Annotated in this window: 39 protein-coding genes; all 39 read right to left on the reverse strand. The window is 48.3% G+C overall.

Going from position 1 to position 26,877, the window contains the following annotated elements; all coding sequences use genetic code 11:
- Positions 1-12: 12 nt before the first annotated feature.
- Complete coding sequence (locus tag P3L37_RS19615; RefSeq protein ID WP_067423784.1) at positions 13-1,167, reverse strand: acyl-CoA dehydrogenase family protein; 1,155 nt, start codon at positions 1,165-1,167, stop codon at positions 13-15.
- A 9-nt stretch (positions 1,168-1,176) separates the two neighbouring features.
- Positions 1,177-2,610 (reverse strand): FAD-binding oxidoreductase, encoded by a 1,434-nt coding sequence (locus P3L37_RS19620; RefSeq protein WP_272537172.1) that lies wholly within the window; start codon positions 2,608-2,610, stop codon positions 1,177-1,179.
- 30 nt (positions 2,611-2,640) lie between these two features.
- Positions 2,641-2,979: a GNAT family N-acetyltransferase gene (locus P3L37_RS19625; RefSeq protein ID WP_067423779.1), complete on the reverse strand. Its 339-nt coding sequence runs from the start codon at positions 2,977-2,979 to the stop codon at positions 2,641-2,643.
- Positions 2,976-3,509, reverse strand: a complete 534-nt coding sequence (locus P3L37_RS19630) for a hypothetical protein (RefSeq protein WP_316927667.1) — start codon at positions 3,507-3,509, stop codon at positions 2,976-2,978. The genes P3L37_RS19625 and P3L37_RS19630 overlap by 4 nt, the downstream gene beginning before the upstream one ends.
- A gap of 175 nt (positions 3,510-3,684) precedes the next feature.
- Positions 3,685-4,038, reverse strand: a complete 354-nt coding sequence (locus P3L37_RS19635; RefSeq protein ID WP_011039671.1) for a hypothetical protein — start codon at positions 4,036-4,038, stop codon at positions 3,685-3,687.
- Between the two features lie 94 nt (positions 4,039-4,132).
- Positions 4,133-4,696, reverse strand: a complete 564-nt coding sequence (locus P3L37_RS19640) for a hypothetical protein (RefSeq protein WP_067423773.1) — start codon at positions 4,694-4,696, stop codon at positions 4,133-4,135.
- Positions 4,693-5,211 (reverse strand): hypothetical protein, encoded by a 519-nt coding sequence (locus P3L37_RS19645; protein WP_156656698.1) that lies wholly within the window; start codon positions 5,209-5,211, stop codon positions 4,693-4,695. The genes P3L37_RS19640 and P3L37_RS19645 overlap by 4 nt, the downstream gene beginning before the upstream one ends.
- Complete coding sequence (locus tag P3L37_RS19650; protein ID WP_272537169.1) at positions 5,208-5,642, reverse strand: hypothetical protein; 435 nt, start codon at positions 5,640-5,642, stop codon at positions 5,208-5,210. The genes P3L37_RS19645 and P3L37_RS19650 overlap by 4 nt, the downstream gene beginning before the upstream one ends.
- Positions 5,639-6,409: a hypothetical protein gene (locus tag P3L37_RS19655; RefSeq protein ID WP_067423770.1), complete on the reverse strand. Its 771-nt coding sequence runs from the start codon at positions 6,407-6,409 to the stop codon at positions 5,639-5,641. The genes P3L37_RS19650 and P3L37_RS19655 overlap by 4 nt, the downstream gene beginning before the upstream one ends.
- Before the next feature lie 25 nt (positions 6,410-6,434).
- Entirely contained in the window at positions 6,435-6,797 is a 363-nt protein-coding gene (locus tag P3L37_RS19660) for a hypothetical protein (protein ID WP_011039666.1), read from the reverse strand.
- Positions 6,798-6,917: 120 nt separating this feature from the next.
- On the reverse strand, positions 6,918-7,265 hold the full coding sequence (locus tag P3L37_RS19665) for a hypothetical protein (protein ID WP_067423769.1): 348 nt from the start codon (positions 7,263-7,265) through the stop codon (positions 6,918-6,920).
- Positions 7,266-7,412: 147 nt separating this feature from the next.
- A complete protein-coding gene (locus tag P3L37_RS19670; protein ID WP_067423767.1) occupies positions 7,413-8,294 on the reverse strand; it encodes an AbaSI family restriction endonuclease in 882 nt (293 codons plus the stop codon).
- A gap of 50 nt (positions 8,295-8,344) precedes the next feature.
- A complete protein-coding gene (locus tag P3L37_RS19675) occupies positions 8,345-9,181 on the reverse strand; it encodes a hypothetical protein (protein WP_272667540.1) in 837 nt (278 codons plus the stop codon).
- A complete protein-coding gene (locus P3L37_RS19680; protein WP_272667541.1) occupies positions 9,182-10,060 on the reverse strand; it encodes a DUF4942 domain-containing protein in 879 nt (292 codons plus the stop codon).
- Between the two features lie 124 nt (positions 10,061-10,184).
- Complete coding sequence (locus P3L37_RS19685; protein ID WP_011039662.1) at positions 10,185-10,793, reverse strand: hypothetical protein; 609 nt, start codon at positions 10,791-10,793, stop codon at positions 10,185-10,187.
- 71 nt (positions 10,794-10,864) lie between these two features.
- Entirely contained in the window at positions 10,865-11,317 is a 453-nt protein-coding gene (locus P3L37_RS19690; protein WP_241501925.1) for a hypothetical protein, read from the reverse strand.
- A gap of 13 nt (positions 11,318-11,330) precedes the next feature.
- Positions 11,331-11,798: a hypothetical protein gene (locus P3L37_RS19695; protein ID WP_272667543.1), complete on the reverse strand. Its 468-nt coding sequence runs from the start codon at positions 11,796-11,798 to the stop codon at positions 11,331-11,333.
- Between the two features lie 88 nt (positions 11,799-11,886).
- Entirely contained in the window at positions 11,887-12,534 is a 648-nt protein-coding gene (locus tag P3L37_RS19700; protein WP_052219397.1) for a DUF2726 domain-containing protein, read from the reverse strand.
- 37 nt (positions 12,535-12,571) lie between these two features.
- Positions 12,572-12,940, reverse strand: coding sequence for a hypothetical protein (locus P3L37_RS19705; protein WP_042847335.1), 369 nt, complete (start codon positions 12,938-12,940; stop codon positions 12,572-12,574).
- A complete protein-coding gene (locus P3L37_RS19710; RefSeq protein ID WP_052219416.1) occupies positions 12,937-13,257 on the reverse strand; it encodes a DUF1064 domain-containing protein in 321 nt (106 codons plus the stop codon). Before P3L37_RS19710 ends, P3L37_RS19705 begins: the two co-directional genes overlap by 4 nt.
- 242 nt (positions 13,258-13,499) lie before the next feature.
- Positions 13,500-14,495, reverse strand: a complete 996-nt coding sequence (rdgC, locus tag P3L37_RS19715) for a recombination-associated protein RdgC (RefSeq protein ID WP_042847513.1) — start codon at positions 14,493-14,495, stop codon at positions 13,500-13,502.
- A gap of 239 nt (positions 14,496-14,734) precedes the next feature.
- Positions 14,735-15,556, reverse strand: coding sequence for a DNA adenine methylase (locus P3L37_RS19720; protein ID WP_042847337.1), 822 nt, complete (start codon positions 15,554-15,556; stop codon positions 14,735-14,737).
- A gap of 54 nt (positions 15,557-15,610) precedes the next feature.
- A complete protein-coding gene (locus P3L37_RS19725) occupies positions 15,611-16,252 on the reverse strand; it encodes a nucleoside triphosphate pyrophosphohydrolase family protein (protein WP_052219399.1) in 642 nt (213 codons plus the stop codon).
- Between the two features lie 226 nt (positions 16,253-16,478).
- A complete protein-coding gene (locus P3L37_RS19730; RefSeq protein ID WP_226617165.1) occupies positions 16,479-17,747 on the reverse strand; it encodes a DNA polymerase III subunit beta in 1,269 nt (422 codons plus the stop codon).
- A gap of 148 nt (positions 17,748-17,895) precedes the next feature.
- Positions 17,896-18,228 (reverse strand): hypothetical protein, encoded by a 333-nt coding sequence (locus P3L37_RS19735; protein WP_166267808.1) that lies wholly within the window; start codon positions 18,226-18,228, stop codon positions 17,896-17,898.
- On the reverse strand, positions 18,225-18,686 hold the full coding sequence (locus P3L37_RS19740; RefSeq protein ID WP_042847339.1) for a hypothetical protein: 462 nt from the start codon (positions 18,684-18,686) through the stop codon (positions 18,225-18,227). Before P3L37_RS19740 ends, P3L37_RS19735 begins: the two co-directional genes overlap by 4 nt.
- A 54-nt stretch (positions 18,687-18,740) precedes the next feature.
- Positions 18,741-19,262, reverse strand: a complete 522-nt coding sequence (locus P3L37_RS19745; RefSeq protein WP_042847341.1) for a hypothetical protein — start codon at positions 19,260-19,262, stop codon at positions 18,741-18,743.
- 106 nt (positions 19,263-19,368) lie between these two features.
- Entirely contained in the window at positions 19,369-19,794 is a 426-nt protein-coding gene (locus P3L37_RS19750) for a hypothetical protein (protein WP_042847343.1), read from the reverse strand.
- Positions 19,795-20,650: 856 nt separating this feature from the next.
- Positions 20,651-21,133, reverse strand: a complete 483-nt coding sequence (locus P3L37_RS19755) for a hypothetical protein (RefSeq protein WP_162762209.1) — start codon at positions 21,131-21,133, stop codon at positions 20,651-20,653.
- A gap of 149 nt (positions 21,134-21,282) precedes the next feature.
- A complete protein-coding gene (locus P3L37_RS19760; RefSeq protein WP_161595381.1) occupies positions 21,283-21,444 on the reverse strand; it encodes a hypothetical protein in 162 nt (53 codons plus the stop codon).
- Positions 21,445-21,553: 109 nt separating this feature from the next.
- Positions 21,554-21,904: a hypothetical protein gene (locus tag P3L37_RS19765; RefSeq protein ID WP_042847355.1), complete on the reverse strand. Its 351-nt coding sequence runs from the start codon at positions 21,902-21,904 to the stop codon at positions 21,554-21,556.
- Between the two features lie 67 nt (positions 21,905-21,971).
- Positions 21,972-22,493 (reverse strand): single-stranded DNA-binding protein, encoded by a 522-nt coding sequence (ssb, locus tag P3L37_RS19770; protein WP_052219401.1) that lies wholly within the window; start codon positions 22,491-22,493, stop codon positions 21,972-21,974.
- A gap of 248 nt (positions 22,494-22,741) precedes the next feature.
- Positions 22,742-23,017, reverse strand: a complete 276-nt coding sequence (locus P3L37_RS19775; RefSeq protein WP_162762210.1) for a hypothetical protein — start codon at positions 23,015-23,017, stop codon at positions 22,742-22,744.
- Positions 23,018-23,181: 164 nt separating this feature from the next.
- Positions 23,182-23,466, reverse strand: coding sequence for a hypothetical protein (locus P3L37_RS19780; RefSeq protein WP_042847360.1), 285 nt, complete (start codon positions 23,464-23,466; stop codon positions 23,182-23,184).
- Between the two features lie 110 nt (positions 23,467-23,576).
- Positions 23,577-24,497: an SPFH domain-containing protein gene (locus P3L37_RS19785; protein ID WP_042847363.1), complete on the reverse strand. Its 921-nt coding sequence runs from the start codon at positions 24,495-24,497 to the stop codon at positions 23,577-23,579.
- Between the two features lie 23 nt (positions 24,498-24,520).
- On the reverse strand, positions 24,521-24,952 hold the full coding sequence (locus P3L37_RS19790) for an NfeD family protein (RefSeq protein ID WP_042847366.1): 432 nt from the start codon (positions 24,950-24,952) through the stop codon (positions 24,521-24,523).
- A gap of 282 nt (positions 24,953-25,234) precedes the next feature.
- Complete coding sequence (locus P3L37_RS19795; RefSeq protein ID WP_162762211.1) at positions 25,235-25,396, reverse strand: hypothetical protein; 162 nt, start codon at positions 25,394-25,396, stop codon at positions 25,235-25,237.
- Positions 25,397-25,446: 50 nt separating this feature from the next.
- Entirely contained in the window at positions 25,447-26,352 is a 906-nt protein-coding gene (locus tag P3L37_RS19800) for a hypothetical protein (protein WP_042847368.1), read from the reverse strand.
- Entirely contained in the window at positions 26,349-26,876 is a 528-nt protein-coding gene (locus P3L37_RS19805; RefSeq protein ID WP_042847371.1) for a hypothetical protein, read from the reverse strand. Before P3L37_RS19805 ends, P3L37_RS19800 begins: the two co-directional genes overlap by 4 nt.
- Between the last annotated feature and the right edge of the window lies 1 nt (position 26,877).

Consider the following 26,877-nt stretch of genomic DNA (forward strand, 5'->3'; position numbering starts at 1 on the left):
AGCCTATACGTATTAAATGAACAGGTTGTTTGAATGTCCATTGAGAAGATATTGCCCGCATTGCTGAACAATCGATTCACTGGCAACCGCATGCTGATTCATGGTGTAGCTATCGCGTAACCATTTGTCCATTGGGGTTTCTCTTTTATAGATCGAAGCCCCACCAACAAGGTCATAAAGGGATGAGATAATTTGCCGGGAAACTTCGAACGCTTGCTGCCTTGCCAAGGCAACAGTAATGCGCCGCATATCGCTTAGAGGCTCTTTACCCGTAAGACTATCCCATTGCTCACTTAGAGAGGAATATACAGCGCTACGGGCGCTATAGAGCGCAATTTCGGACTGTGCAAGGACCATCTGTACGCGTGAGCTGTTTTTCCATGAAACGGACAATGAACGGTCGAACTTGTGTTCGGCGAGGCTGATTGCATAGTCCAGCGATGCGCGAGCCATCCCCAGAGGTATCCCTGCCATATTGCGCAGGATCGCATCAGGAACGTCATGCAAAGGGCCTTTACGATACGGCTCACTAAAACTGAAGCTGTGTTCAAAAGGAATAAACAAATCGTTGGCGCAATAATCACGACTTCCACTTGCTGCTAGTCCTGTTGTGTGCCAATTATCCAGCAATTCGTACTCATCTGGTTTAGCCATCATAACCCGCCAAATCGGCGCTCCTTGTGCATCTAAGAGCTTATTTCCGTTTTGGTAAACGTAGCACCCAGCGCTGAGTATGTCGCAGTGGCTTAATCCACTACCAAACCGCCAGCGGCCAGTAACGCGATATCCACCAGGCACTATTTCAGCTTTCCCTTGTGGATGTATCCAACCTGCTGTTATGGAGTCAACAGTGAACATGTTGCGGGCCACTGACTCTTCTATAAAGCCTGAGTAGATCCCAGAGTCACTACCAATCATTGCACACCAAGCTACAGCTGCATCACCTACCGCAAGCTGCTCAATAATCTGCGTTTGTTGAGGTGAGGTTAGTTCCAGTCCTCCCCATTCCATAGGGAAATTCATTCTAAATACACCGATCCTTTTGAGTTTGTTAACTACCTCGGTGGGTAACCGGCGCTGTTCTTCGAACGCTCGACTTTCAGGAGAAACTTCCTTCGCCAGTTTTTTTGCATCAAGTAACAATGATTCGAATGAGATTGCGTGCATTTTGCTCACCTATAAATATCGGTCATTACTGATAATATTATTGGGGTCAATGAATTGTTTTAATTCACGAACGAAGCATCTTTCACCTTCGCCGGGTGTGACTAGTGATGCCCATTTGGCATGCTCAACACCCAGCCGGTACGGGATAAATCCTTTGGCCGTAAATTTTTCATGTAACTTATTTAAGGCTGCTAACGCATCCGCCGACTCTTTCTCGGTTTTCTTAAAAGCGATAGATACGACCAGGTCAATTACATCACCGCTAAGGGCGTTGATCGTAGCTCCACAAAGAATTCCTGTATCTTTGTGAACCTCATCAATCAACTGATAGGCCATTTCCAAGGCATCAGAAGTAAAAGGAATTAACGGGAGGAAGAAGATCCAGCCATTGCCACCAGCATCAATTTTGGTATGACCGGCCCCCAGCGTTTTCCCAAGCAGAGTGTCATTTAGTGAGGTATCGCCAACATGCGCGGCTTCAACTAAATTTGCGATTACATCAGGCCCAGGGTAATTACCTTCGGTGACCGGATTGGATGTCACATTTGTGAACACTTGTGAAGACTCGCACAGCCTTTTGATCAAACTAACTCGCTGCACGACATCATCAGATAAGCCGTCTACACACAGGTGGACAGTATATAAGCCGTCACTACCCCCGTAAGTTGAATTGGCCGTGGTGTCATAAATCTTCAATACACCACTACTGAGCCCATTGGCTACCCACTTTTTCAACAGCTGTATTGCTGGTGAAAGCAATTTCCGGCTGAAGTTAAATCGAACTACATTGGTGCTTTCAGGGCGGTTATGGAGTTTGATTACTCCCGCCGTGATGATCCCAAAACTCGACTGAGCAAAGAATTGTACCAGCGAGGGCCCAACACCATGTGAATACACAGGCGTTTCAACATGGCTGGGCCACCAGCCAACGCGAATAACTTTTCCCGTTGGCAATAGAACTTCAATGCCAACAAGGTCTTCAGTCCGTTGGTGACGAAGCCCTACCCCTCTATCCAGCGAGTTGCCGAGGAAGCTAGAGTGAGCAGAAGACGCTGTTATGTTTAACATTTTTGGGGTGCCAATTAACAGCTCAGACAGCTCACCTTGAGTCACGCCAGGCTCAATAATTGCCCAGCCTTGGTCAGTATCAATTTTTCGTACTGTATTTAATTTTTGTAGTTCAACAAGGTAGCTACCATCAGCAAGATCCTTCTTAGAACCAAGTCCCCAGTTATACCCAACACTTACAGGGTGCAATCGGGTTCCTGGAAACTCATTTGCGCCGATCACAATCTGCTGGAGATCAATGAATGAATTTGGCCTAAAAATCCCTTTAATTTTCCTACGGCGAAAAGCACTGACGTTATCAGGCAGACGTTTTGCTCTGAACACACATTCACCATCAACACGAGACTCGATATAGCTCAAGAAATCTTCTTTCATGATATTCACTTATATGGATAAATTATTACTTCAGGGTTTTGTTTTTACGTAACTCAGTTGATCACTGAAAGTACCATCCTGATTAATTAGACGGGTTTTACTGACACCTTCATGAATGTAGCCTGCTTTCAGTGCGACTTTTTTGGAGGCCACGTTTTCGGGTTTAACGCCTAACTCCAGACGATAGAACCCCCCCTCAGTCATGAGCCACTCTGAAAACATCTTTAGAGCTAAGGAAGCATAACCTTTGCCTCGAAAGCCTGAGTAGACACCGTAGCCAACATCACCTACGTTGGGGGGAACTACAGGCCGAAGGCTGATTCTTCCTATTAGTTCTTGCGTTTTATTTTCAAAAATCGAGAGCATCATTTTTTTCCCAGCAACCAATACAGTCCAGCTAAGCGACAGTCTTTATCAAACTGAGAAAATGGAATGTCAGGATAGATAGACCAAAATCGAGTAATAGAGTCGTGGTGATCTTGGAACATTCGAGTTCCATCTGGCCGGGAAGAAACGCGTAGTGTTAGCACTCCATCGGACAGCCCTTCTTTAGGAAATGGAGTGAAGGATTTTTGAACAGATTTAGGACTTGTGAATTGTAGTTCAACCACATCAACATCAGAGCCGTTAGGATCTTTAAACGCAATCAATCCACTTGAACTGAATCCAACATTCAACGCAGCGGCCACGGCTGGCAGGTTGTCCGATTTAATATGGGTAAGAACGGTTTTTCCGGCCTGCTCAAATTCAAGAAGTTGGGGGGTAAGCTTTAGATATTCAGATACAGGATCCGAACACTCTCCCAAAGAATGGGAGATGACGTTTTCAGATACTGGGTGAAGACTAAATAATGACACAACGCCGTTTGAATCAGCTAGGCGAACAGCACGGTGATGCATGTTTAGGGAGTCTAGAGCATGCTTAATATCGCTGCAAAGCAGTGGGGAAGTTGCATGAAGTAGGGAGATCATCGTTAAACCTGTAAGAAGATTATTTAGGCTAGGATGTAGAGCATATAGCCAATTCTTGCAGGTTTAACCTACACAAAAGGGTGGTTTATTGTGCAACGTTTTATTATGGCGTTGTCGTGTTGATGGTCTTTGTCGCTATTTCCAGTTCCTCAATGGTAACACTGCCTTGAAGTATGCCTAATCGGGTGGCGAGGTTTAGACGGCAGTTGACATAGAGCCAAGCCATAGCCCCCATACAGTAGGATTCGCGGCCTGATGGCTGATACTGCCCTTCTTCCATGTCGTCTGCACTACCCTGGTAGGTCGTCTTGTGACAGAAGAAAACCTCTTGGTCTGATGAAAGCAATGTGCGTTTAATGTCATCCAAGCGCCCTTCTGCCAGCGAGATCCCTCCCACCTTTCTGAAGGGGCAATTTGTACAAGGTTTTTTTACTGCAAACAGTTTTTTAATGTTCATGATTCTCCACCGAATTGGGCATAAACATCACGCTGAATAACATTAAGCAAGTGCGGCCAAACAGCACCATTTGGTAGCTCACCGAGTCGATTCATCAAAAAATCCTCACGAGTAAATCCGGAGTTGATTGCTTGGTATAGACATTACCACCACAAGGTTCGCCGTCGAAAGAACACCAACCCCAGGCCGAGTCAACTGCGGTTCCTTTGAGCACTCTGTCGATGCGCGGTAGCTGAAGCATGGCTTCATCATGCAGAGCGGTGTTAGTCTGCTTGAGCATCGGGAGGATCCGGTTACCCATTTCCCACAAGTGGAACAGGATACTTTCATTCACGCCGGGTCTTGCTATCTCATGTATTTCGGGGAGTATTTTTTGAATCTGGCACAGCTGCTGTTCCCAGTTAACATAGAGATCAACTTCCGCCTCGATAGCGGTACGATCAGTAATGACATACGCGCCGTAGATGCGGTGCATTAACACGATGACATCCAGCTCACACAGCCCGTCATTAAGGAAGTTGAAGGACGGAAGGTTGAAGTGCATAAACTGAAGATAAGCAACAGCCATATTGACCTGACGCAAACTCATTGTGGTTTCAATCGCGTAAAAATCATCTTTCCGAATTGCGTAGGTATGAGTAATACGAAACTTATTCATTTCTTACCACCTAAATCCCAGTGCCCAGGGATCGAGTCACTTAAAAGTAGTAACGGAGTGTGTTGCCCACCTGATGGGTACCGTTCGTCCAAAGCGGTATACACGTCATCTGCATCCAAATCCGTCACTCGTAACGCATCCACTAGTCGACAAACGTTCTGCCCTTTGCGTTCCAGATCTACGAGCAAAACGACGACTCGGCATAAGCCTTGCTTAGCACTGGCCTGCGTATATCGAAGTTCGCATGCGATTGTATTGGCTTCAGGACTGTTCGGAATATTCAGTTGCAGATAGGCAATGGCCGCAGCTCGGTTGTGCTCAAGGTTTTTAACCAACGTTAGGATTAATACTGGTATCGAACCAAGATGATGAGGTGATGTCACAATATTAAGTGAGTCACTCATGACAATCATTTTATTGGTCAATTTCCAAAGGTAGGTGCGGTTATTATTGTCCAGAACATAAAGAAAACGGAGCAAAATCACGATAATGGCGATCAGCACGTACACCATCATTTAACTCCGTATTTGATGTCTACTTGCTCGGCGCGCGCAATGCTCCCGGCAATCAATTGCTCGCACTTCTCACGGCGAAAATCTGGGCCTGCCCCGATCTCATCAAACTGAGTTTTCAGCTGGCCGGTGAATTGCTCAATATTTTCACGCATTTTTTCTGTCATGGCCTGCGCTCTTTCATCAGTGCTTTCTTCGGCACCGAGCGCTTTATGTAACGCCTGCTGCATTTTAAGGGCTACCTCTTGGCCTCGCGAACTTGGGCTTTCAATGTACGCTCGGCACTCAGCAATTGAGGTCAGTACAGCACCGTGTGAGCCTGCAATTTCGCCGATGGCTTCGTTAGGCAAAGGCGCGGCTTTTGCTGTGGCAAAGCCCAGAGACAGCATTATGATTATTAATGTAGCGATGGGGAGTTTCATGGTTAACCTCATAGTTTAATTTCGACAGGCAAAGACAGCGCGGCAATACGTTGGATAACAGCGGTTAATAGCGCGATGGGAACGATGGAAGAAAACACCAACCAGTCACTGTTGAGTGACGTATACGACCACAGAGCGAGCACGGCAAGTGAAAGCATGGCGATGATAATCATAATGCTCACGTTGCGAAATACTGCCAAGAAGACCGTTTTGAAGTTACGAAATAATGAGCTCTCACAGCGCACCACAGTCCCGATGAACATTAGCATCATGGGCAGGATGATAAAGGTTGTGAACGTCACCAGGCTGTACATGTTGAAGTAGACCGGGAATAACGACAGGGAGCCTTGTGGCTGGGAGACAGGATCCATTACTAACGGGACTGGAACCTGAGTGTTACCTGCGGCAGCGCTGGCCGTTGGCATATAAAGGCTGAAGCACCAAAGCGCAAACACCAACAAGAATGTGGCAATAACACCGGCAAACAAAGTCACTAGCAGGTTACGGATGTGGTTTTTCACAGGCAGTCTTTTGCCAGTGATCTTTTGATGGGTCAGCGTCATCATCACCAGTGAGGCAATGAATACGGGTTGAAGGATGAAGAAACCAATATCGGCCATTGAGAGTCTCTGCATCATCAGGGAAAGTAATCCCCCTCCAATTAAGGCCGGAACAACCAGCATTAAAACTCCATAAACGCTTACAAATGATTTACAGGTTTCGGTGAAAACGGGCTTGATAGAATGGGAGCTAACTTTCGCGTGTTGCATGGTGGACATTGGAAATCCCTTATTTAAATATGGACTATTGACCGCAACGCTTTTGGTGCGACGAGTGTGAAATGACATTGACCAGGTCACGACGCTTTCGGCGCGTGCTAAGGTCTACAACGTTGGAGCCTGTAGATCGTGAGGCAAGAATAGTCACCTCGGCAGGTTGATAAGCTTTCAGACGGATACCTTGGAATGTTAACGGGATTCCCTCTCCGCCATCTTCATTGCAACGACCACCAGCGAGCTCATGGAGTTTCATGCGCTGTTTCACATCAGAGGCCTTGCGGCGAAACTCATCCATGCTCCGGCGATCAGCCAGGCACTTCGAAAGTTCGTCGTTGCTCAATGTAAAGCGGTAGACCACCAGCTTTAACCAATGTTTAAATTTACCCATGACTCTTCCTAAGCAGTTTCGAATGCGTTAATTGTCTCATGCAACTACCGCTGACAAAGAACGTAAAGGAGATCGAAACGCCTTCATTTTTTGCTTGTTCTGGGCTGTTTACCTGATGTTTTATCGTGCCTGTATCGTTGAAAGGTATTTTTTACATTGCTGGTGGACACGCCCGGCAAGGATGATTGAGGCGGTATAGTCAAGGGTGTCTAACCCGAATTCTTTGAGCGTGTCATCGTTAGTTGGCTCAAACCAACGGCGGACGCCACGACGGCTAACTTTTAAAAACCAGGAGACCCCTGTGGCCCTGTCGTGCTCAATAAAAAGGCGTTCAATGCCTGTCTCATCGGTAATGATAAACCCTGAGTCTTTAGGATAAATAAGACCTGAAGCACCGGGAGGGATAGAAGATGAATCTTTGGCGGAAAAAGCCAATCGCTTACCGCGCAAATTAACAAACTGAGTCACACTGTTGTCCTGGGTTTAGATAATCACTGATAACGCGAGCCATATAGGTGTAGAAAAAGCAGCAAAGATGGCATAGCTAACCTATGAGGCCGTTATTTTACGATGATGGGGAACGGTGACGAAGGATAATGGCCGACAAAATGTCGGCTAATTTTGGGAGCGGTAAACGTTGACTTGGCTATGAACACGACTGAACACTTTTACTTCGTCTGAGGACTTATCAACGTCGATAGCGAAGACGCCTAAAAAACGGTACAAGGTACGGTTTAATTCATCACGGGAATGCGCCATAACAATGCGGTAATCCCACGTTTCCTGATAGTTTCTTGTTGCATTAAGGCTTTGTTCAGTGATCTTGTTGCCGTCTGCCAAGAGTGCATTTTTCCACTCTCCAGCCTCATACAAACGAGGAAACCAGACCATTACGCGGCCTGTCAATCCGATGGACTGAACGACTTCAGCAGGCAGAGCCCAGCTGCCTGACTGATGATGTCCCTCTCTTCGGTACCCAAAACATTGCAAAGCATCTCTGTGATAGCGGAAAACCGAGTTAGGGCCCACGGCCATGTAGCCAGTATTTATATGCTTTTTTGCAGAGTATCGTTCGTCATAGTCCCAGCGGAAAAACAGGCCTTGATTTTCGAGCTCTTCTTTTTTGTCTTTAACTAAACGGACAAACTCATCAACCAGCTTATTTACCTCGCTGAGAGTTATGTTACTGGCAGGGATCCGTTCCTCCTGGAACCCTGTTGCCTCTACGATATCTAAACGACGCACGGCGTCAGCTTTTCTAGCGTCGTTACTATCATGATGAGCCTCATCAATCTCAAGATAGAGGTTCAGCTGTGGAAAAAGCAGATCAGCAAGGTATATTTTGCCTAAGTGCCCTTCTTTTCGAATGCACTGTTGGCAAACGAACTCAATATCTGGATCATCCAGCGTATGGACGACCCGATTGATAATGTAGTGCTCCCAGCGTTTATGCGAAATCTTTGACAACGCACGGAGTATGTAGTCTGTTTTGCTCATGAGATTACCGTTAATGCCGTAGTATATAGAGTATGCTTCGGCAAATAATTTTAATAAAAATCAATAACGAATAGTTTAACGTTAATGTTTGTCTTATCAAATGCGTTTTCGTAGGAACCTACTTGATTGACTGAGCATTCCCTCTCAATTAACGCCTTAACATTGTCTTGCGTAGCGCTGCCTGGCAGGATGGCAACTATCCTACCTTCACTCTTAACGAATTGCTGAGCATGCTTAACGTGCAATTTCCATCGGTTTTGAGAATAGGGAGGATTCATTAACACTCGTTCGAATAATCCGAGTTGTTTAACTGTGGCATTTAGGAAATTTTGCTGGTAGGTATCCCAGCGTAGGCGCGAGCACGCAGCAGCAACGCTGTTTGTCTCTACCCCAGTTACCTTGATGCCCTCCGGCAAGTTGCGGAGAAGTGTGCCAAAACCGATACTCGGTTCTAATAGTGAGTCCCCTTCTTGCGGGTCACATTCATCCATTGCAGCTTTCTGAAGCTCGCCTGTTGTTGGATAGAACTGATGCGTTTTCTGGTCGGGCAGCGTGCCACTGATGGCGATCGCTTTAAATGCTTCCATCGGCCAAAATTCAAATTCGTAGACTTCAGGTTTAAGCTCTACAGCGCCCAGAATGCGGAAGATGCTATCAAGCTCCTTCCTCACCAGGTCGGCATAATGGTATAGGCGAGGCATTACAATAGTGAATGGTCCTGTGCCATATTGTTTCGCACTGTGTTGGTTGTTTCGCGCCATTTCAGCGAGTTCAGTGCATGTTGGGAACGCAATCCGGTAGTCAATTAAATCGCCTGTGTATTGCGTGTTGTGCGGTGCCTTGTTGGTTTTTCCTCGCTCTTTGAACTGTGGGATGAGGCCAGGCATTCAGTAAGCTAATACCGTATTGAGGTCATCGCACACAGCCTCTGAGACCTGAATATGTACATTGCCATTCAGGAAGCCTTTGCATGTCAGAGTGCCACCGTCTACCGATATCCACTCCCCAACATTATTACTGAGGGATTGCTCTAACGCCCATTTATTCACGATCTCTGCGCCGGGACGGCCTTGCATGAGGCCGATAATTTTACGTAGATCGCTGAGGTAATCCATATTGTCATAACCCCGCTTATAGTCACGGCAAGGCAGGCAATTAGTGATTACCATTTTCGGACTAAATCCTTGCGCCTTGTTGGTTTTGTGAAATACGGACAGGTTTTTGAATACGCCTTCGACCATTTCTGCGAAATAATCTTTTTTCTCGGTGGTCAAGCCTTTGGCTGTGGCAAGCACGTTCTCTTCCGTGAAGGCAACGGGCCGCAGGGTGGTAAGTCGATCTGGTGAAGCTTTGCGCCACTGTCGAAGCGTGTTGTACCATTCATCTTTTCGGGCGGTCGGCATAAAGTTTCGTACCCCAGTCAGATCTAATACCTGTTGCCAGAAAGACTCATCCAGTGCGCATGTGGCGCGCTGGAGATCAAACAGGCAATCAACGGCCAACGTAGTCCCCATCGAGTTGTTACATCCGTCTGTGAAATAGCGAAATGCCTGGCTGTGGCGCTTGCCCATCACAGCGAGATGCAGGGATTCGATTTCGCTACGAGCCTCACGGTACTCCGCGAGCAACTGAGTCAGTGAATTAAACATACGAAACCCTTCATGCGGATTGATACCAGCATGATGACTGTCTTCAGTTTGATACAGGGGTAACATAGGCTGAAATTCAACGGCGCGATTGGGATCGTAGATGGCTAAAGTGGTCATGGAGTACCTCACGGGAAATAGAATTATTATCCTGTGGGGGTAACTGCTGACGAAGTGAATCGGCAAAAAAAAAGCCTCGTCCTAAACGAGGCATCTATTAAATAAGGTACTACTTTCTTATCTCTCAACACACGTCGTCTTCAAGGTCTTCACCAAATTCATCAAAACAAACTCGCGTTGGGAGAGCGACTCCTTTAGGGCGAAAAAGATGATGGATCTGGAGATTATTCAAAAACTCAGCTTGTATGAGTATTTTTATACTGTTTCGTAGAATATCCGAGGTTGGGCTCAAGATCCAGCCACAATTTACTTGAACACCGTGTCTATCTGTGATTTGCGCGGTGCATTCACTTTCGTGGTTCGAATCCTGATTGCAGTTCGGGCAAAGGAATACGGGCGCTGAACCGCTTTCACTGAGGCACTCGCGAAATTCTTCAGCGGTCGGCCAAGTGTAAGCATCGCAAATTTCCGGCAGGCGCTGATCGCTGTAGAACTGAACTGGCGACTCATGACCCCGAATATCCTCTAGTGACTGGAGGACCCGCTCCGGCGAAAGAGATAACACATCGCTGTATTCTTCCAACTTCGCGTAGATCGTGTTGCGCATGACGGTAATAGATAACACGTCAGCTCCTGAAAGCAAGGCTGTATTCTCAAGCGCCTGAATAGCTCCCTCAACCGAGTTCGGTGGTAATTTGGTGTGAATGCGTTGCGCTATCGATGGTTGGCTCATTTGCACTTCCTTAGGAATGTATATAATGCTGATTTTACTTCGGGTAGTGCCGCTGACCGAATTTACAGGTGCTACAATTTGCTGCTGATGGTTAGGCCATCACTTGTCGGGATGTCAAAGCACAGGGCATTTCCAGACTGATATTCGTAGTCCCCCATCAAATAGCAAAGCTTGAAATTCCCACGATGGTACTGGCGCAGTTCAAGCGGCAGGCCCGGATTGGGGAAAATTTGTAGCTGAACGGTAAATTGGCCCTTAGTGGTCTGAAAATCTGTTTTCATGCCAGTGCCGGTTTCATTATATGTCCGAATAACTGGCTGAGTGACCGCACCAACATCCCAGGTAGTGACCAAGGTTGTCGAACGCCAGTAATAAATTACCGATAATGCAGCAACAATTAACACCAGAAGGAACGCAATCAGGTACTCCCTTGATGAAATCGAATACGACCAGTGCCTGTGCTTTTTGCGTGCACGTTTTTTCCGGCGCGGGGCCCCTTTTTTAGTTCGCTCTGTCGTGGACATAGAAAACCTCTTTTTAATCGTTCTTTGCTATTTTTAAACCAGTTAACATATACATGACCTGAAGCTCACTCAAGGCATTAAGATTGAGTTCTTGTATATATCTGTGTATCCCTTCCGGGGTTTCAGTGACCGGCATACCTGGCAATGCTCCTCCCCCCGCACGCTTCGCTAGATGTAAACCGGCATAGATATAATTGACCTGGTGAGAAGAAAGTGTTGCGATGTCCAGATGGTCCAGGTAATCCCGCTGCTGCTGAATGCTATAACGCTCCCGGACATCATACTCATCAGGCAGCGCCACAACACCTTCTATGCTGGTCGCCGTGAATTTATCAAAGGGAGAGGAAATGCCAGCAACAATGAACCGTTGTTCGGCAACATTAACGACCTCACCTTTGGAAAGATGACCGTCCTGGTGCTGAATGAATACCGTGGATCCGGTATACAGGTTACCTGTCCAATATCTATAGGATTGAGACATTCCACGCCCCCTTTAAGTGATCTCACAAATACATGATATCAGTAGTTCAGAATCGACAAAGCCCGAACAAGTCGGGCTTTCATTTGGTTTATTCGAATTGACCGTCGGAGATGGTCTCCGATATATCTATCGCGAGATCGTTATCGCTGATATCTGCCAGGCGCTCGTAGCGGTAGAGCGGGATATTCAGGTGGCTGAGCAGGCCAATCAGAAATGCACTGTTCTCAGATTCGGCCAGTCGCTCTTCAGTCAGCATGACCAGTACAATTTCGCCGCTATGCACATCGCTTAGAACAAAGTTAAAGTTCATTCGCGACATAAACTGCATGGCACTTTTGACGTCCAGACTTTGGCTCTCAAAATCCTTTTCTTCGGCCTGAATAATGTCGGTCACTCTGACGCGTGGTGCAACCGCATATTGGTCGGCAAACATCTCAATCAGGCGAGAGTACAGATTGCTGGCATCGCGCGGGAGAATAAATTTATGGCGTTTGTACCCAACGTAAATGGCCGGAGTCAGTTCGTCATCACTGGATATCACGCCTTCGTGATCTTCCCTTTGATAAATTCGCTCACCCGTTTCGGCATCAATGGGAAACAACTCGTCGAGCGTTGGCTTCCGGCTCCCCTTTTCGCCGCCCGGTTTTTTTTCCGACTTCCCGGTAAAAAACAGTAAGTAGGCCAACCCTAATACACCTGCAATAAATACGGCCAATCCAATCATCTTGAAAGACATGACGCACCCCCGTGCCTGTCTTGGTGAGTAATTCCTGTTATACCGGCCTGTCCGCAATGTCGTTGCGGATCAGGTAGTCAGCCAGGTCCCTAAGTGAAGAAACGCCCAAGTCCCGCAGTACCGCAGGCGGGCGCTCTTTATTAATTTCGGCTTCACGCGCTTTGCGGACATTCTGCAAATATCGATACATCTCTTCCGGCAAAGTCATGGCTTTGGCACTCAACAGCGGGTAATCGCTGCGGGCAAACCACGCTTCATAGGCCGCATCCTTGCGAACGTGATACATGGAGGGATCCATTTGCCCCTCGACGGGCGGTTGCCAAGTATCGTCATTGCGCTTCTTGCGCTCCGTGGATAAGAACCAGGTTTCGAAAAATTGCTTTACCACGCTATCAGTTACGCTCATGGATTTTCCTTGTTGTACCACGGAGAGAAGTCTTCAAAATTCCAACCTCCCTCATCTTTGAGCCATTTCACGGCCAGAAAACGGAAGGGATAGTGTTCTGCTGCAAGCTTTATCTTGACTCTCGCGTCCTCTTCCCAATGCCCTTTCACTTCATGCACCTCCAGATCACCCGAGGTCAGCATGACGAAAAAGTCCGCTGTATACGTTGTTTTGTCGGCAAGGCGCAGTTTGATTGATTCGAACTTGAACCAGGCGACTTCACCAGCATGCATACGCCATTTCAGATGTTCGGCGTAGCGTGCTTCTGTTTTATTCATTGTGCCCGTTCGCAACCGCCCCAGCGCTTGGGTCCGTAGCTTTGCTGTCAACTCTGCGGGTGCAGACTCAAGGCTTTGCTGGATGGGCGTTACAGGCTGCACGTCTTTCTTTGGTACCGATTTTGAACTCGCGCTCCGGCCCATTCTCTGTTCGTATTCGCGTTGCTGTTCTTCAGTCCAACGAAGCATTAGACGTTACCTTCGGTTTCGATTACCTAATTCATACCCGGTATGGTTACACGTTATTCGTCGTCATCCAGCTCGCTGTTATCGGCCGCCTCACCACTTTCATCGCCTTCCTCTTTGTCACCCCCGTCAGCTTCAGTTGAGGACTTAGCTTCCCCGCCGAACGCAGCAATTAACTGATCAAGGAGCTCCATAATGACTCCGGTAAACAAAACGAAGTCTGCATCAAACCTCTGCACTTCATCTTCACGATCAATATCATCGTTTTGCTCAATGAGGGCGTCAGCAAAGTTCAGCCTTGAGATGACAAAGCTGTCGTTGATGACGAAATTAAGTTGCTCCATCCAGCTCATCGCCAGCTTAGTGACCAACTTGCCAGCTTCGATGTGGTTAGCAATCTCATCGCAAACCAGATCTTGTCGTTTTGTCGTCACAACGCCACCGTCTTCCAGAATAGCTTCCAGGGTCGCTTCATCGCACAACGCCAGGCCTGGAGGCAGCTCGGAAGAGCGAACCCACTCGGTCAGCTTCAGCTCAACCGGAGTTTCTAACGTGAAAGGTATGATAGGCAGAGTGCCCAGTGTTTTACGCAGGAGCGCTGCCGCGTCTTCAGCGCGTTTAAAGCTGGTGGTATCCACTATGATCAGCCGGGATTTGGGATCAATCCACATGTTCATGTTGGCGTATTTACTCAGTGCTTTGGGTAGCAATTCCCCTAGCACCAGGTCGTTCAGCGCTGAAATTTCTGTGCGTTTCAGACGACGATTTTGCTCTTTTTCCAGCTTGGTCACACGCTGGCGCACGAGCTCTTTTACCGTGGCCGGAGGAATGATTTTGCTCTCGTTACGCTGAGTCAGCAGAATGAGGCCATTCGCCTGGTGAGTAAGCTCTTCGTACTCTTCACCCAGCGGGCTGACCCAACCAGTGCGCGCCATATCCTGCGGGCCGCACGGCTGAAACATGAAGGGTTTCAGTTGTTCTGTGATGTTACTGAAGTCAATCTGGCGGGTGATGCGGTACACCACGACACTTTTGGGACGAAAAAGAGGCATAGCTCCCTCACTATGATTTTTAATCAGAAGGGGCTTGCCCTTTGATTTTTGTTTTGACAGGTACTGGATGCGGTCACGAATAGCCAATTGCACCCAATACACCACATTGTTGTCTTTGATAAATTCAAGGTATTGGCGACTAGCTTCAGCAGGGTCATACCGGTGAATGATGGCAATTTCATCGCAGAATCGCTCAGTTAGAGGATCCTTGAGCGGTGGAATTTCAAACACCGGCACGGTCATGCTGAGGTCTTGCCGGAAGATACAGCCCGACGGATAGCGATAATTTCATTCGCCTTTTTCCCTTCCCCCGTTCCGTTATAAACACTGCGTGGGGCAGAAAACCCTTTAACTGCGAATCCGGCATACATCTCGCGGATGTTCTCGGCATCATGGCTGGAAGCCACCACATGCACCCCTTTCTCCGGCAGAGTATTCAAAATGCCCACCAGCTCGCGTTGTTGGGCTTCAGAGAATCCGCTTGCGTGATAACCTGTAAATTTGCCCGGATTGACATAAGGCGGGTCACAGTAGACCACGTCACCTTCACCGGCCAGTTTCAGCGTTTCTTCATAGCCTGCGCAAAGCAGATCCACATTTGCAAGGCGGTCAGCCATGTAGCGGATTTCTTTCTCTGGCAGATAGGGTTTGCGGTAATCGCCCCAGGGTACGTTAAACTCCCCTTTACGCTTGTTGTACCGGCACAGACCACGATACCCGTGGCGGTTCATGTAGATGAACATCGCGGCCATACGGACTGGCTCAGCTGTACGTTCGTTAAATTCTTTACGGATCGCATCGTAGTGTTCGCGAGTACGGCACGTAGCATAGAGTTCAGACAGTGCAGCAATAACGCTTTCAGCAGCGTTGCGGATGGTGTCGTAAGTGTTGATTACGTCGGCGTTGATGTCAGCCAGTACGTAGTTTGAATACGCGGTATTCATCATCACTGCACCCGAACCACAGAAAGGTTCGATCAGACGGGCACCCTTTGGCAGCGCCAACTTCAGCTGAGCCATGACGCCTTGCTTACCCCCAACCCACTTCAGAACTGTATTCATTATTTCACCATAGAAAGCGGGCAACCCCACGTTGCCCACATGAATGGATAAGGCTTACTTGATGCCGTTTACCAACGCTTTGCGCTCTTCGACGAGATTACGGTTCTCATCGTGTGCCAGGAACGCTTCAAACTTCTCTGGATAACGGACGGCCAGCTTGACGATATTGGTTTCCAGAATACGGCCATAATGGATACCGGAGGCCGATGGGAAAACACCCAGGCTATACCAGTTCAGGTCGCCGAACTCTTCAGACAGGTTAACCAGGTCCAGCGACTGTCCTTCAATCGTGTTCACCAGCGCTTTGCAGATTTCTGCGGATTCAGTAAACACACCCAGAGAGGCATGCAGAATGCGCGAGTCGATTGCACCCAGGGAACCGAGGCCGATATTGTGTGCTTTGCCGTCAAAACCAGTCATCATCATGGTGTTGGTGTCGTCATGCAGCTCATCAGCGGAAATGGACTCCGGCGAAAGCGTGCCGATCAGGTCTTGCAGGTCGGCCAGGCCTTTTTTAAAGCGATTAATGTCAATCGGTTTACGGTAAAAAATACCTTTTTTAAACTGGTCCAGCATTTCACCCAGTGAGTGAGCCGCTGACAACAACAGATACAGGTGAGGCACACTCACGCCGCTGATGTTAGGGATCACCGATTCGGTGCGAAGGGCTTCTTCATGGTATTGCTTCAGTTCCACGTAAAATCCTCAAGTTTCTTTATTGCTGGTGGAGCAAGAGGTAACTTTTGAAAAATAAATGTTACCCATGCGGGAGAAAGTGCTCTCATCATAACCGTTGACGTTTCCCATTCCCTTCGAAAAGGCGGTCAATTTGTCGTTGTTTTTCAGTGGGAAATGCCAGCAGCTTTGCACGATTGACGTGCGATTGCTTTTGGTTAACAAAACAAACAGTTAGTGCGACTTGTTAGAATCTGACTGGCATGATGATGTCGCAGCAGTCATCGCCGAAGCCGATTTCCAACCCTGTTACCGTGTCTTTCAGGGCAACAGTTATTTCTGTTTCTTCGTCTGAATGTGAGATCAAGCTATTCAGTGCGCGAAGCAGGTATTCGCAGTTGATGCCGATTTCAATTTTGTCTTCCTGCTCCCCTGCCACTTTTTCGATATCCAGCACTTCCTTGCACTCGATCAGGTTTTGATTAGGGGACTTAATCATCAGCGCATTACTTTTGAAAACGAATACGCCTGTACTGTTCGCATTCTTACTGACTGCGCCTGCATTGATGAGCGGCAGCGCACGGCTTAATGCGTCACGGAGCACCAAGGCATTTATGCTGAACTTCTCTGTATTGTGCTTAACAACACCTGCAACACGATGCCAATCGGGATAGCTGCCATTAATCAGATTGGAGACCAAGGTGACATCACCCAGGTTAAAGGTCAGGTAACTTTCGCTGTAGTCAATACGGAAATTTCCTTGGTTTGCACCCAGCAACTTCATGAGGATAGGACATACTTCGATCGGCAGGATGACCCCAGAAGAAGTCCCAGACAGAGATGCAGGGGCTACTGGTGTCACGATCTCTTCTTGTGGTTCGTTCGTAAACAGTACGTCTTGAGTCATTACAGACATTCGGTGCCCATCGGTCGCGACGGCGTTGAAGGTATTTTTATCCAGACTCAGGAAAACCCCATTCATGTAATGGCGAACGTCATTCTTACCCGCAGAGTGCATGACACGTTGCAAGGTTCGATGCAGCATATTGGCAGGGAAAGTGATGCTGTACTTGGCTGTCAAATCGGACTCGTCTACAACCGGGATTGTGTCCATACACAGAGGAATGTTGTAAGCATTTTTGCCGGTACGAATGATGAGGCGATTTCGGTCTTGGTCGCATCGTACATTCACGGTTTCTTCACCTTTCATGTTACGGAACAAGGTGCTGATATGGGTTGCAGGTACAGAGGCCACCATATCACCGTTGGCTTTATGGACCACTCCACGGGAGATCACTTGCCCGGTATTGTAATCAACACCGAGCGCGCTCAGGTTGTCCCCTACCAGGGTCAGGGTCAACATTTCCAATACTTTGAACTGAACGTTACCACGCTTAATGATCATGCAAGGCGCATCGATGATACGCAGCATGTCATTTGCAGAGATGTCGAAGCCTGGCAGATCTTTGAAGGTACGCTTCTTTGGTGCCGCTTGCTGATTCAGAGTTGTGGTCATGTCGGATCCCTATAATTTAGTAAGTAGTCATAATTAGACTACCTCGACCCAAACTGGTGACGAATAGCAAAACAGCGAATTATTTAGGATAAGTGAAGTATTATGGCTTCACAAAATAAATGGGGTCACTTGACCCCATCGCCTTCTGTTAACGCAGACAATCCGCCATAGTAAAATATCCGAGCCGCCGCATCATGTCGTACATCTGGCGGGCTTTACCGTTAGGACCTTCGTGCTTACCCAATTTGTAGATCAGAACGCGCATCCCCATCAACACACTTTCTGTATCGGGTTCACCTTTGAGCAGGGGCTTATCTGTATTCTCCAGCCAGGCTCCGTGCTGTGCAAAATGCAGAATATCCCCGGCCAGTAATTCAGGCTGCTGTAACATAAGATGGCAAGTAGTGAGTGCAAACTGAGTTGCTTCGGCTTCACTGACGTTCAATGTAATTGCCAGATCAGCCGCTGAATTAACGGTCATAGTGCATTCCTTTCCCATGCCTCTGGGTTCCCTCCCAGCGTCAGCACCAACGCCTTGAGTCTTTCCGTTTCCGCATCCGCTTCCAGTCGTTCAGCACGAAGGCGCTCATTTTCAGCTGTCAACTGCTCGTTAGCCCCACGCTCAGAGTTAACTTCATCTTGAAGTCGCTTGAGTTCAGCCGGATTGTCTCTGTCTTGCTTGGCTTTTTCACGGTAGAAAGTCAGTTGCTTGCCGAATGAGACGTTCAGTTGCTGGAGGGCATTAAATTGGCGCAACAAACCTTGATAGTCAGGAGCCGGGGAATAGCTGCCTTTGTAATCACCGGACAGGTTAGCCAGCGTTGAGATCAGCTGTGTGATGAGCTCTGAGGGGGCCGTGACTTTTCGCAGATTGTCAGCACAGACCCCTTTCTCTTTCAGCGTCTCAAGTGTTTGGTTCAAAATCGACTTCATGTTCATGATGAATTACTCCGGTTGCTGATGTTGAAAAAAGTTCACTCACCTACGCGAGCATTATGCTGACCAAGGTTTACCCACCGCATCTAATGCGGCGATAACGGTTTGACGATAGGCGGCAACTGCCCCCGCGACCTGTGCGGTATAGACCCTGTCAGAAGATAAATCGACGGGTTGGTTGATGTGCTCCACCAGACGATCCAGCGCCGCAATTAGGTGCGTGACATTCTCATAGCCAAAATCACTGTCTGCCCGGTCATACAGGGCGATGACGGCATGGTGATGTTCGCCATGCTCTTCGAAGTGCTCGCGAAATTCGTCAGCCAACGCACGCATCGTAGCGATAGCGGAATGCGTTTCGGGTGTCAGCAATTGCGATGCCGGTTGTTTCAGGCGAGCATGGTGGCAGCGGACCCAGGCATTCCATTCCACGTTGAGGTCGATACGTTCAGAGTCATCATCATCATCGACAAAGCCTGCGGCTACTAGCTCAGCGGCCGTGGCGTGGTTGATGTTTAAGCGCGATTGCAGATCCTGTATGAACAACTGCCGCAGGTTCAATAAGCATGGGTCTTTCATGGTGTGTCCTTCTGGATAATTTGAGATAGCATAACGTGGGTGATATGGCTCACGAAATTTTTGCGTAGAAAACCCGCTGGTTTAGCGGGTTGATGATCTGGCTGGGTTACTTGGGGCCACTAAAGGTGTTTTCGATAACTTTCTGACTGCGTTCAACCCAGTCGCTGCTGTTTTCACAGTTAACGTTGGCTTCGAATACCTGGCGTGCGGATGTGTACATGGGGCTGTTGTACCCCCCACGATTGGCAAGCATGACGCGGATGCCGTTGAGGTAGGGATAAATCGGGTCCTGCAAGATAGTCTGATCCACATCACCAGCTTGCTGACAATGCTGGGTGCGCATTTTAATAATGTCCTGAGCAACCTGTAAGCACTCAGGGCAGCTGGCTTTGTAGGATTGGAATTCTGCCATTGATTTTCCGGCAACAGGTCGCCCACTCGCATTGGTAGGAATTTCAGCAAAGGCACTGGTCATACACAATGCGGCAATGGCTCCGGCCAGAAATGGTACGCCACGGATACGTTTAAACATGTTTTTTCACCTTGTTAATGTTCACCCAGACGGGTAGCTCGATCCTACTACGGACATGATTTCCACTCGCCCGAAAAGGCCAACAAAACGAGGACTAAAAACGATGACATGGAGCCAGGCTAAAGATAGCTTATTCATATCGTATATGATTAGGCGTAAACATGGAAAACACCACGCAACACCGGAACTCATCGTTACAACAAGACGTAATGTACGTATTGCTTAAAATTAGGGCGCGTAACAGCAATCCAATTCCTTTCACAGCCATCTTCTCGATCCTTAACAAAGGCCGTTCCCGTGAGGTAGAACGCCCCAATTTGCGCATATCTTGTAGAACGTTGGTGGAGCGAAGGCTGTTGCTCAAGTACCGTGACCCACGCTCACTAAAAGTCGCGTACACATTAAGCGAGATTGGCATTGAATTGGCAGAGACTATCCGCAAAGGGCGCGAGGACGAATGAGGAAAAGAAGACCGGCACAGGGCGTGCCGGTTCAAAGGCTAACCTAAATAACGACGGCTAATGGAAATAACACTGCGACGACGAGCTGGTAATAAAGCTGCTTGCTTATCAATTACACGCTCGGCATTATCGACTTGAAACTTCACGCGGTAGCCCTTCCCTATCAGCGCTCGCCGCATGTGTCTGTCCATTTGGTCACGCGACCAGCCGAAGGCAAATTCACGATCACCACCACTACCAGATTGAGGCCCAGCGATGATATCGCGGACCCGTTGTTTCAGAAACTGACCACGAAGGCCGTATCCGGACAGCTTCCGGCGTAGCTTTTTAGTCGTCATTGAGTGCGTAGACTGTCCGTTTTTCACGTTATTTCTCCACTTGTTACGCCCAAGGGGCTAATTGATACGTTGGCCTGGCATTGGATTCGATCTGTCTCCACGTAGTGAGGCTTTGATAATCCCTATGGATTGCTCAATGCCACGGGTATCTTGCCCTTTATTGGCAAGGATGTGCTTTTGCTCATTCAGCGCCATGATGGCATTTTCAACACCAGCACTAAACACGTCAGTCTTCACCTTTTCAGTGGTGATAACACCATTGGTGACAGCCTCAAATCCATTAACGATTTCGTTAAGTGCCAATGCGCCTTCTGGCTCAAATTGTTGGTAGTTGTGTAAGTCAATGAACGGCAGCAGGTTATCCAGCAGGCCGCGTAGCGCATAGAACATTGTCAGCAGATACAGGTTGTCATTCTCAGTCGAACTGTTATCGGCGATTTTTTTTGACAGTGTTTCTTGGGCTTTCGCGTTATACCGAGTTGCCCAAGCCTCACTCACGCAAGCCAAGAAGCGTTCCCCTTCTTGTTCGGTCGCTTCCAAACTCGGGACGCCAAAAGAACTTGGTAAAGCCTCTCTCCAGGGGATCCGAGATAAAAACCTCCATTAAATGGCTATTTTCAGCCAGGAGGGTATGTTCATGGTGTTGAGCGCCCATCGCGAGTTCATTCAGGGCTTTAGTTGTTTTTGGGTCAATCATGCTGATTTTCCATATCAGCGGGATGCGTATGCACTGGCGCGCGGCCATGTCGCATGTGGTACAGGGTATCGCGGTGCTGTTTGGCATCCATCGTGTTATTGTTTTTGTTTCCCCAAGACAACGATGAAATTAATTTTTTGAAGAACGCTTTCAATTTAGCCTCTCTGATTTACGGCAGAATTTATTTCTTAATCAGTGATATCTGCGAGTGAAAAGTGGTAACACAAGAATGCTACCACCGGTTTAACCGCTGTCGAAACACCTTATCTCGGCAACAATCCACAATCTCCGGCAATGGTTAAAACGTCACCATTGCGGATCACAACACCAATGTTACGGATATGCTCAATCTTGCCTGCCGCACATTCACTGGCCTGCGCCATTTGCGTAACCAGCTGGGAAGATGCTGCGGTAGCCTTATCCAGTGCCGCTTCAGGGGTATTCAGGAAGAATACATAGAATGTAGCAACCGCCCCCAGCATGACCATCATCACACTACGAAACAGCAATGACGCAACAGCAAAGCCTGCCACAGCAATCCCCGCGTAACTGAGTGCCTGGCCGATACTACCGTTGTTGAGAATGGCATTCAGTGATGCCTGTATTTCGTTCATGTCAGACTCCGAGAGATAGAAACAGTAATGCAGCCCGGAAGGCTGCATAACGGAACGATGGTGGATGTTAGAATGGTGGGTCGTCGGTATTTGGCGCACCCCAACCGCCTTGGCTGTGCTGTTGCGAATTTTGTTGCGGAGCACCCCATCCTCCTTGCTGGCCGCCAGGTGCATTATTCGGTTGATTATTTGCCTGGCGGGGGTTTTGCTGGTTCTGTTGCTGCCCGCTGGCAGGGGCTGAACCGAGCATTTGCATAGTGCCACCAGAAGCCGGATTGACTACGATCTCAGTCGTGTAGCGATCCGTGCCGCTTTGGTCTTGCCACTTACGCGTGGAAAGTTGTCCTTCGATATATATTTGCGAGCCTTTGTGCAGGTACTCACCAACAACATCGGCTAATTTTCCAAAGAAAACAACGCGATGCCACTCTGTTTTTTCTCGTTGCTCACCCGTCTGCTTGTCACGCCAGGTTTCAGATGTTGCGATTGAAATATTGGCTACAGAGCCACCATTTTGCATTGCACGGAGTTCGGGATCTTGGCCGAGATTCCCGACAATGATGACTTTGTTAACACCACGTTGTGCCATACGACTATCCTTCTGGTATTGATGGTTGACTGAATTACCATCTTTATTTTACGGATGTGCGTCAGATGACAAACCTTTAAGGGGGACAAAATGGGGTGCTTTTCCAGAAACATTCTTAGGGAAAGGAAAATAAAAAAAGCCCGGAAGCCGGGCATGGTGATCGTTATGTCTAACGAGGTAAAACACTTTTTTTATATTTAATAGTGGTGCTGGCTAACTGTATTGCATTCCCTGGTGAGGCGCAATTGCTATAGGAGTTGTGATGCCAATTCCGCAGCATGTTTTTGAGCAATATCAGGAATATCGATGGCAGAGATAAGCGCATGCTTAGCGCCGTCAGCACTGACTCCGTACACCACCCATCGTAGCGTATCGCCAGGCGCTGCAACCAGCTCATCGACATCGCCGCTCGCCGGAAGATCAATGATTTCGTTACCGATACCTTCGGCACCGTAAGCAATGCGGATAAAGCCGTGCCCTGTTCCCAGAGGCAATTCGTTAAGGACAAACTCACGTAGCGACACGAGTTCTTTCTCAGCGGTTTGTGTTGCCAGATAATGAAGGTTTGGGATGCGGCTTAAAATTTCAGCCGCACTGGCGGTGTCGCGGGTCGTGGACATCAAAATATAAGCAGCCCACAGAGCGCCAGCGTTGAATTCATTTGAAGTTAGTGTAGTCATGGGAGTCCTTATCTTTTTTGTCGCTTGAAGCTTTCGCTTCCATATTGTTTGAAATATTCAGTGAAGCCTTTATCGCTTTCACGCGTTGCAGATTCAGCGGCCGCAGTTGCTTTTCGCATGTCACGCTCGGCGACTTCTTTGCTCAGCTGCATATATCGAGTCATGTTGTCAGAACTGGGATCCGTAACCACCTCTTCATAGGCAGATTGGTAGCGTTCATCCAGTGATAACCCAAACGTGGTTGAACATCCTGCCAGAAAAAAAGCCAGAGGTAAAATGATTAATTTATTCATGTGGTTACGCCATTTTCAGAGCCAGAGTCTGTGTTTCGTTTTACAGATTTTGAGAACCAGACTCGGGCTTTCGTTTCTGATAAGGCCACCAAAGTGATGGCCGATTGAGGTTATTTGGACACAGCAGAACCGACAGACATCAGGGAACCTGCATTGATGAGACCACCAACGCTTTGCGCCAAATCAGCGGGCATAGCCACCACTTTCGCGTTAGGGCTGGTTGCCAGCACAGAGAGAGTCTCAATATAGTTGTTCGCTAACTGGAAACTCATTGCTTCGCGCCCCCCCTCAATCGTGAGTGCTTCAGCCAATTTCGACGAAGCTTTGAATTGCCCATTAGCCAGCGTTTCCAGCGCAGTAGCTTCGCGAACAGCCGATTGCTGCTTCGCCTCTGCATCCAGGATCATGGCTTCCTTCTTGCCTTGCGCCTCCATAATGGCAGCATTTTTATTACCGGCCGCGAGCTCTTCGGTCGCTTTGCGTTCACGAACCGCAGCAGCTTGCTTTTCCATTGACTTCAGCATTGAGTCGGAAGGTGTAATATCCTGAATATCCACAGTACGCAGGCTTAGGCCCCAATCAACCATCTGCACGTCCATACTCTGACGTAAACGTGCGGCCAGTTCGTCACGGTTGGTCAGCGTCTCATCGAGCTCCATCCCACCAACGGCGTTGCGGATCGTGGTCATGACCAGATTACGCACGGCGGTGTTGAAGTTATCAACCCCGTAGGCAGCTTTTTTCGGATCTGCGACGCGAATGAAACAAATCGCATTAACCTGCGTCATGGCGTTATCTTTTGTGATGGCTTCAATGCCTTTCACTTCGATCATCTGATCTTTCGCCGACATACGGTAGGCGATGTTATCCAAAAACGGGATCAGGATGTTCAGTCCGGGATTTAACGTCGTATGGTATTTACCCAGGCGCTCGACCACCCATTGGTCCGCCTGAGGCACGATGCGCACACACTGGTACAGCGTGATACCGAGAAACACAACAACAACAGCAAGACTGATAAGTCCAATCATGTTTTTTTCCTATCCAATCAACGTTATTCCGCAGTCACTGCGGCGACTAAAACAACACCACTACCAACACTCACAATTCTGACACGAGCGTCGCGTGGCAGCACCTCTTGTGATTTACACGGCCATTGCTGGTTACCCTGAACCGGCTTTGTCAGCAAAATCACACTTTCCCCACCTTCCGGTAACGCAAATGCCAATTGACCGACCTCGCCGATCAATGGTTCTTCCACGTATCGCTTCGGCTTATTGCGTGAGAACTTCACCCAGAAAAACGCACAACACACCGTTGCAATGCACCAAATGCTAATCTGCCACTGCAAACTCACATCAGGAGCAATCAGCGTGATAGCTGCTGGAATTATCGCGGCCAGCGCCATCCATAGGCCAAAAAAAGTCAATGTGAACAGCTCAATAATGCCAAAAAGTGCGCCCAGTCCCACCCAAATCCAAACCACTGTAACCCCCTTAAAACATCTAACCGATCATAAAAACGTAAGCGGCCAACTTGTAGGCCCCGGTGCCGGATAGCAGAGCAATTAAGCCACAGAGAAATGACCACTCTTTTTCACGCCTGCGCATGACAAGGCCATCTGCCCGACTGCACAAATAAGGCATAAGTGACAGCCCCAAAAATGTCAGGCAGGTAATGCTCAGCAATGCAGCAATGAACGTTAGCAAATGAGCAACCTCTCAGGTGGTCGGATGAAGGATACAAAAATTACGCAGGACGCTCAGCATTAAACGTCCGCAGAATGGGGACGAAAAAAGTACCAGGCGACAATGCCCAAATCAGCAGCAATCCAAGGGATATAAGCCCAGGAATGATAGCTGTCTGGAGAAATGGCAATCCAACTGAGTTGCACCAGTAGTGTGATAATACTGAGCAGCCAAAATGTCATGAGATACCTCAACGATAGTGTTAGTTCGTATGTAGAGAGTTAATCACGAGTCATTCGGGTGACGAAGTTTTCAGGACCTTTTGGGTTACTCCTTCAACGAATTTCCACCGATGGCCGCGACCTTCAAAACCATAGGCTTCACATTCGTAGCCTTGGCGCATCAATGACGTGTTTATGCCGCTGACCGCACTACTCCGGCTCGCCCAGTGATAGCCACCGTTGACGTTTAACCAGTCAACAATCTCAGCAACATGCCTTTGTTTACCATCCCCCATCAACGTTTCAATACGGATCATGGTGCGTTTCCAGTCGGTCATAAATTGTCCCGTGCCTGTGGTGCCCGCAACGGCGATCCGCATATCGTCGTGAAGCTGAGCCCGCAAGATTTTCCCTTGATGACGAGAGCCAGGAACCATGCGAGGTTCAAGCTGAACCCTGAGAGAGTAATGGGCTTCACTGATCTTTTCGGTGACTCCGTCATAACGCAGTTTTCGTGAAGGCGACTTCTCAACTTCCAGCAAACCGATACCCCACTGACGCATGAGTAACAATGGAAAGTCTCGGCGGGCAGACGACTTCTTACAGGCCACATAGATGAGATGGGGAAGGCCTACCTTGTTATTGCGATATGGATAGAACCAGGCCATAGCTTGTTCCAGTACCGGCAAACCGATCGCTTTTTTGCACTCAATGACCTGTACAAAAGGACCTTTCGTGGCAACAAAATCAGGACGCTTTCCGTGGTGTTTTAAATGTACTTCGGGATAGACCTCCCAATGCAGCCACTTCATCCAGGCTTCAACGCACGCGGCAATTTCAGCTTCCGTCATATCGTTGCTGTCAGGCGAAGCGAACTCAGGCTGGTGAGGCAGGTAAGTGGTAAAGCTACATTCCACACCATCATGCGTACCGAAACGTCGGTTGTGTTTAATCATGTGGTCAGCATAGTGACTCATTGGGCATTGACCTCCTGATCTGCCGCAAACATCATTGATAACGCGATAGTGACCTGGGTGACTGTGCGATGGCTAAACGCCATGATATATGCCTGCGCAGCGGCACGAGCGTTCTCGTCTTCCACCTGCGCTATAGTTATGAAAGCTTCGGTATGGCTGGTGGGATATACCCAGCCAGCCCACCAGCTTAACGTGTAATTGAACAGTAGAATAAATGCTGTGAATAGCGTCCAAAGTGTTGCAAACGCAATCAGGCATAACATCATGCACGACAGGAACAACGCGGCCAGTGAATGCCAGCTGTCTACATCAGTGGTGATGACCCGCACAACAAACCCGACGGCACTGGCCCAGAGTGCAACAGACAGTAACCCACGTTTTCGATATTGCTGCTTCGCACCATTTCGCGCCATCATGATTTTGAACCACAACATGAAGAGCGTCAGATAGACTTTTTGTGTGAAAGTGGCGTTAGCCCAGTGAGGACGCACGCTCTTCTCCAGATACTGGTTGGCGTATTTCATC

The organism is Providencia sp. PROV114 (assembly GCF_032704305.1).
GTDB classification, from domain to species: Bacteria; Pseudomonadota; Gammaproteobacteria; order Enterobacterales; family Enterobacteriaceae; genus Providencia; species Providencia rettgeri.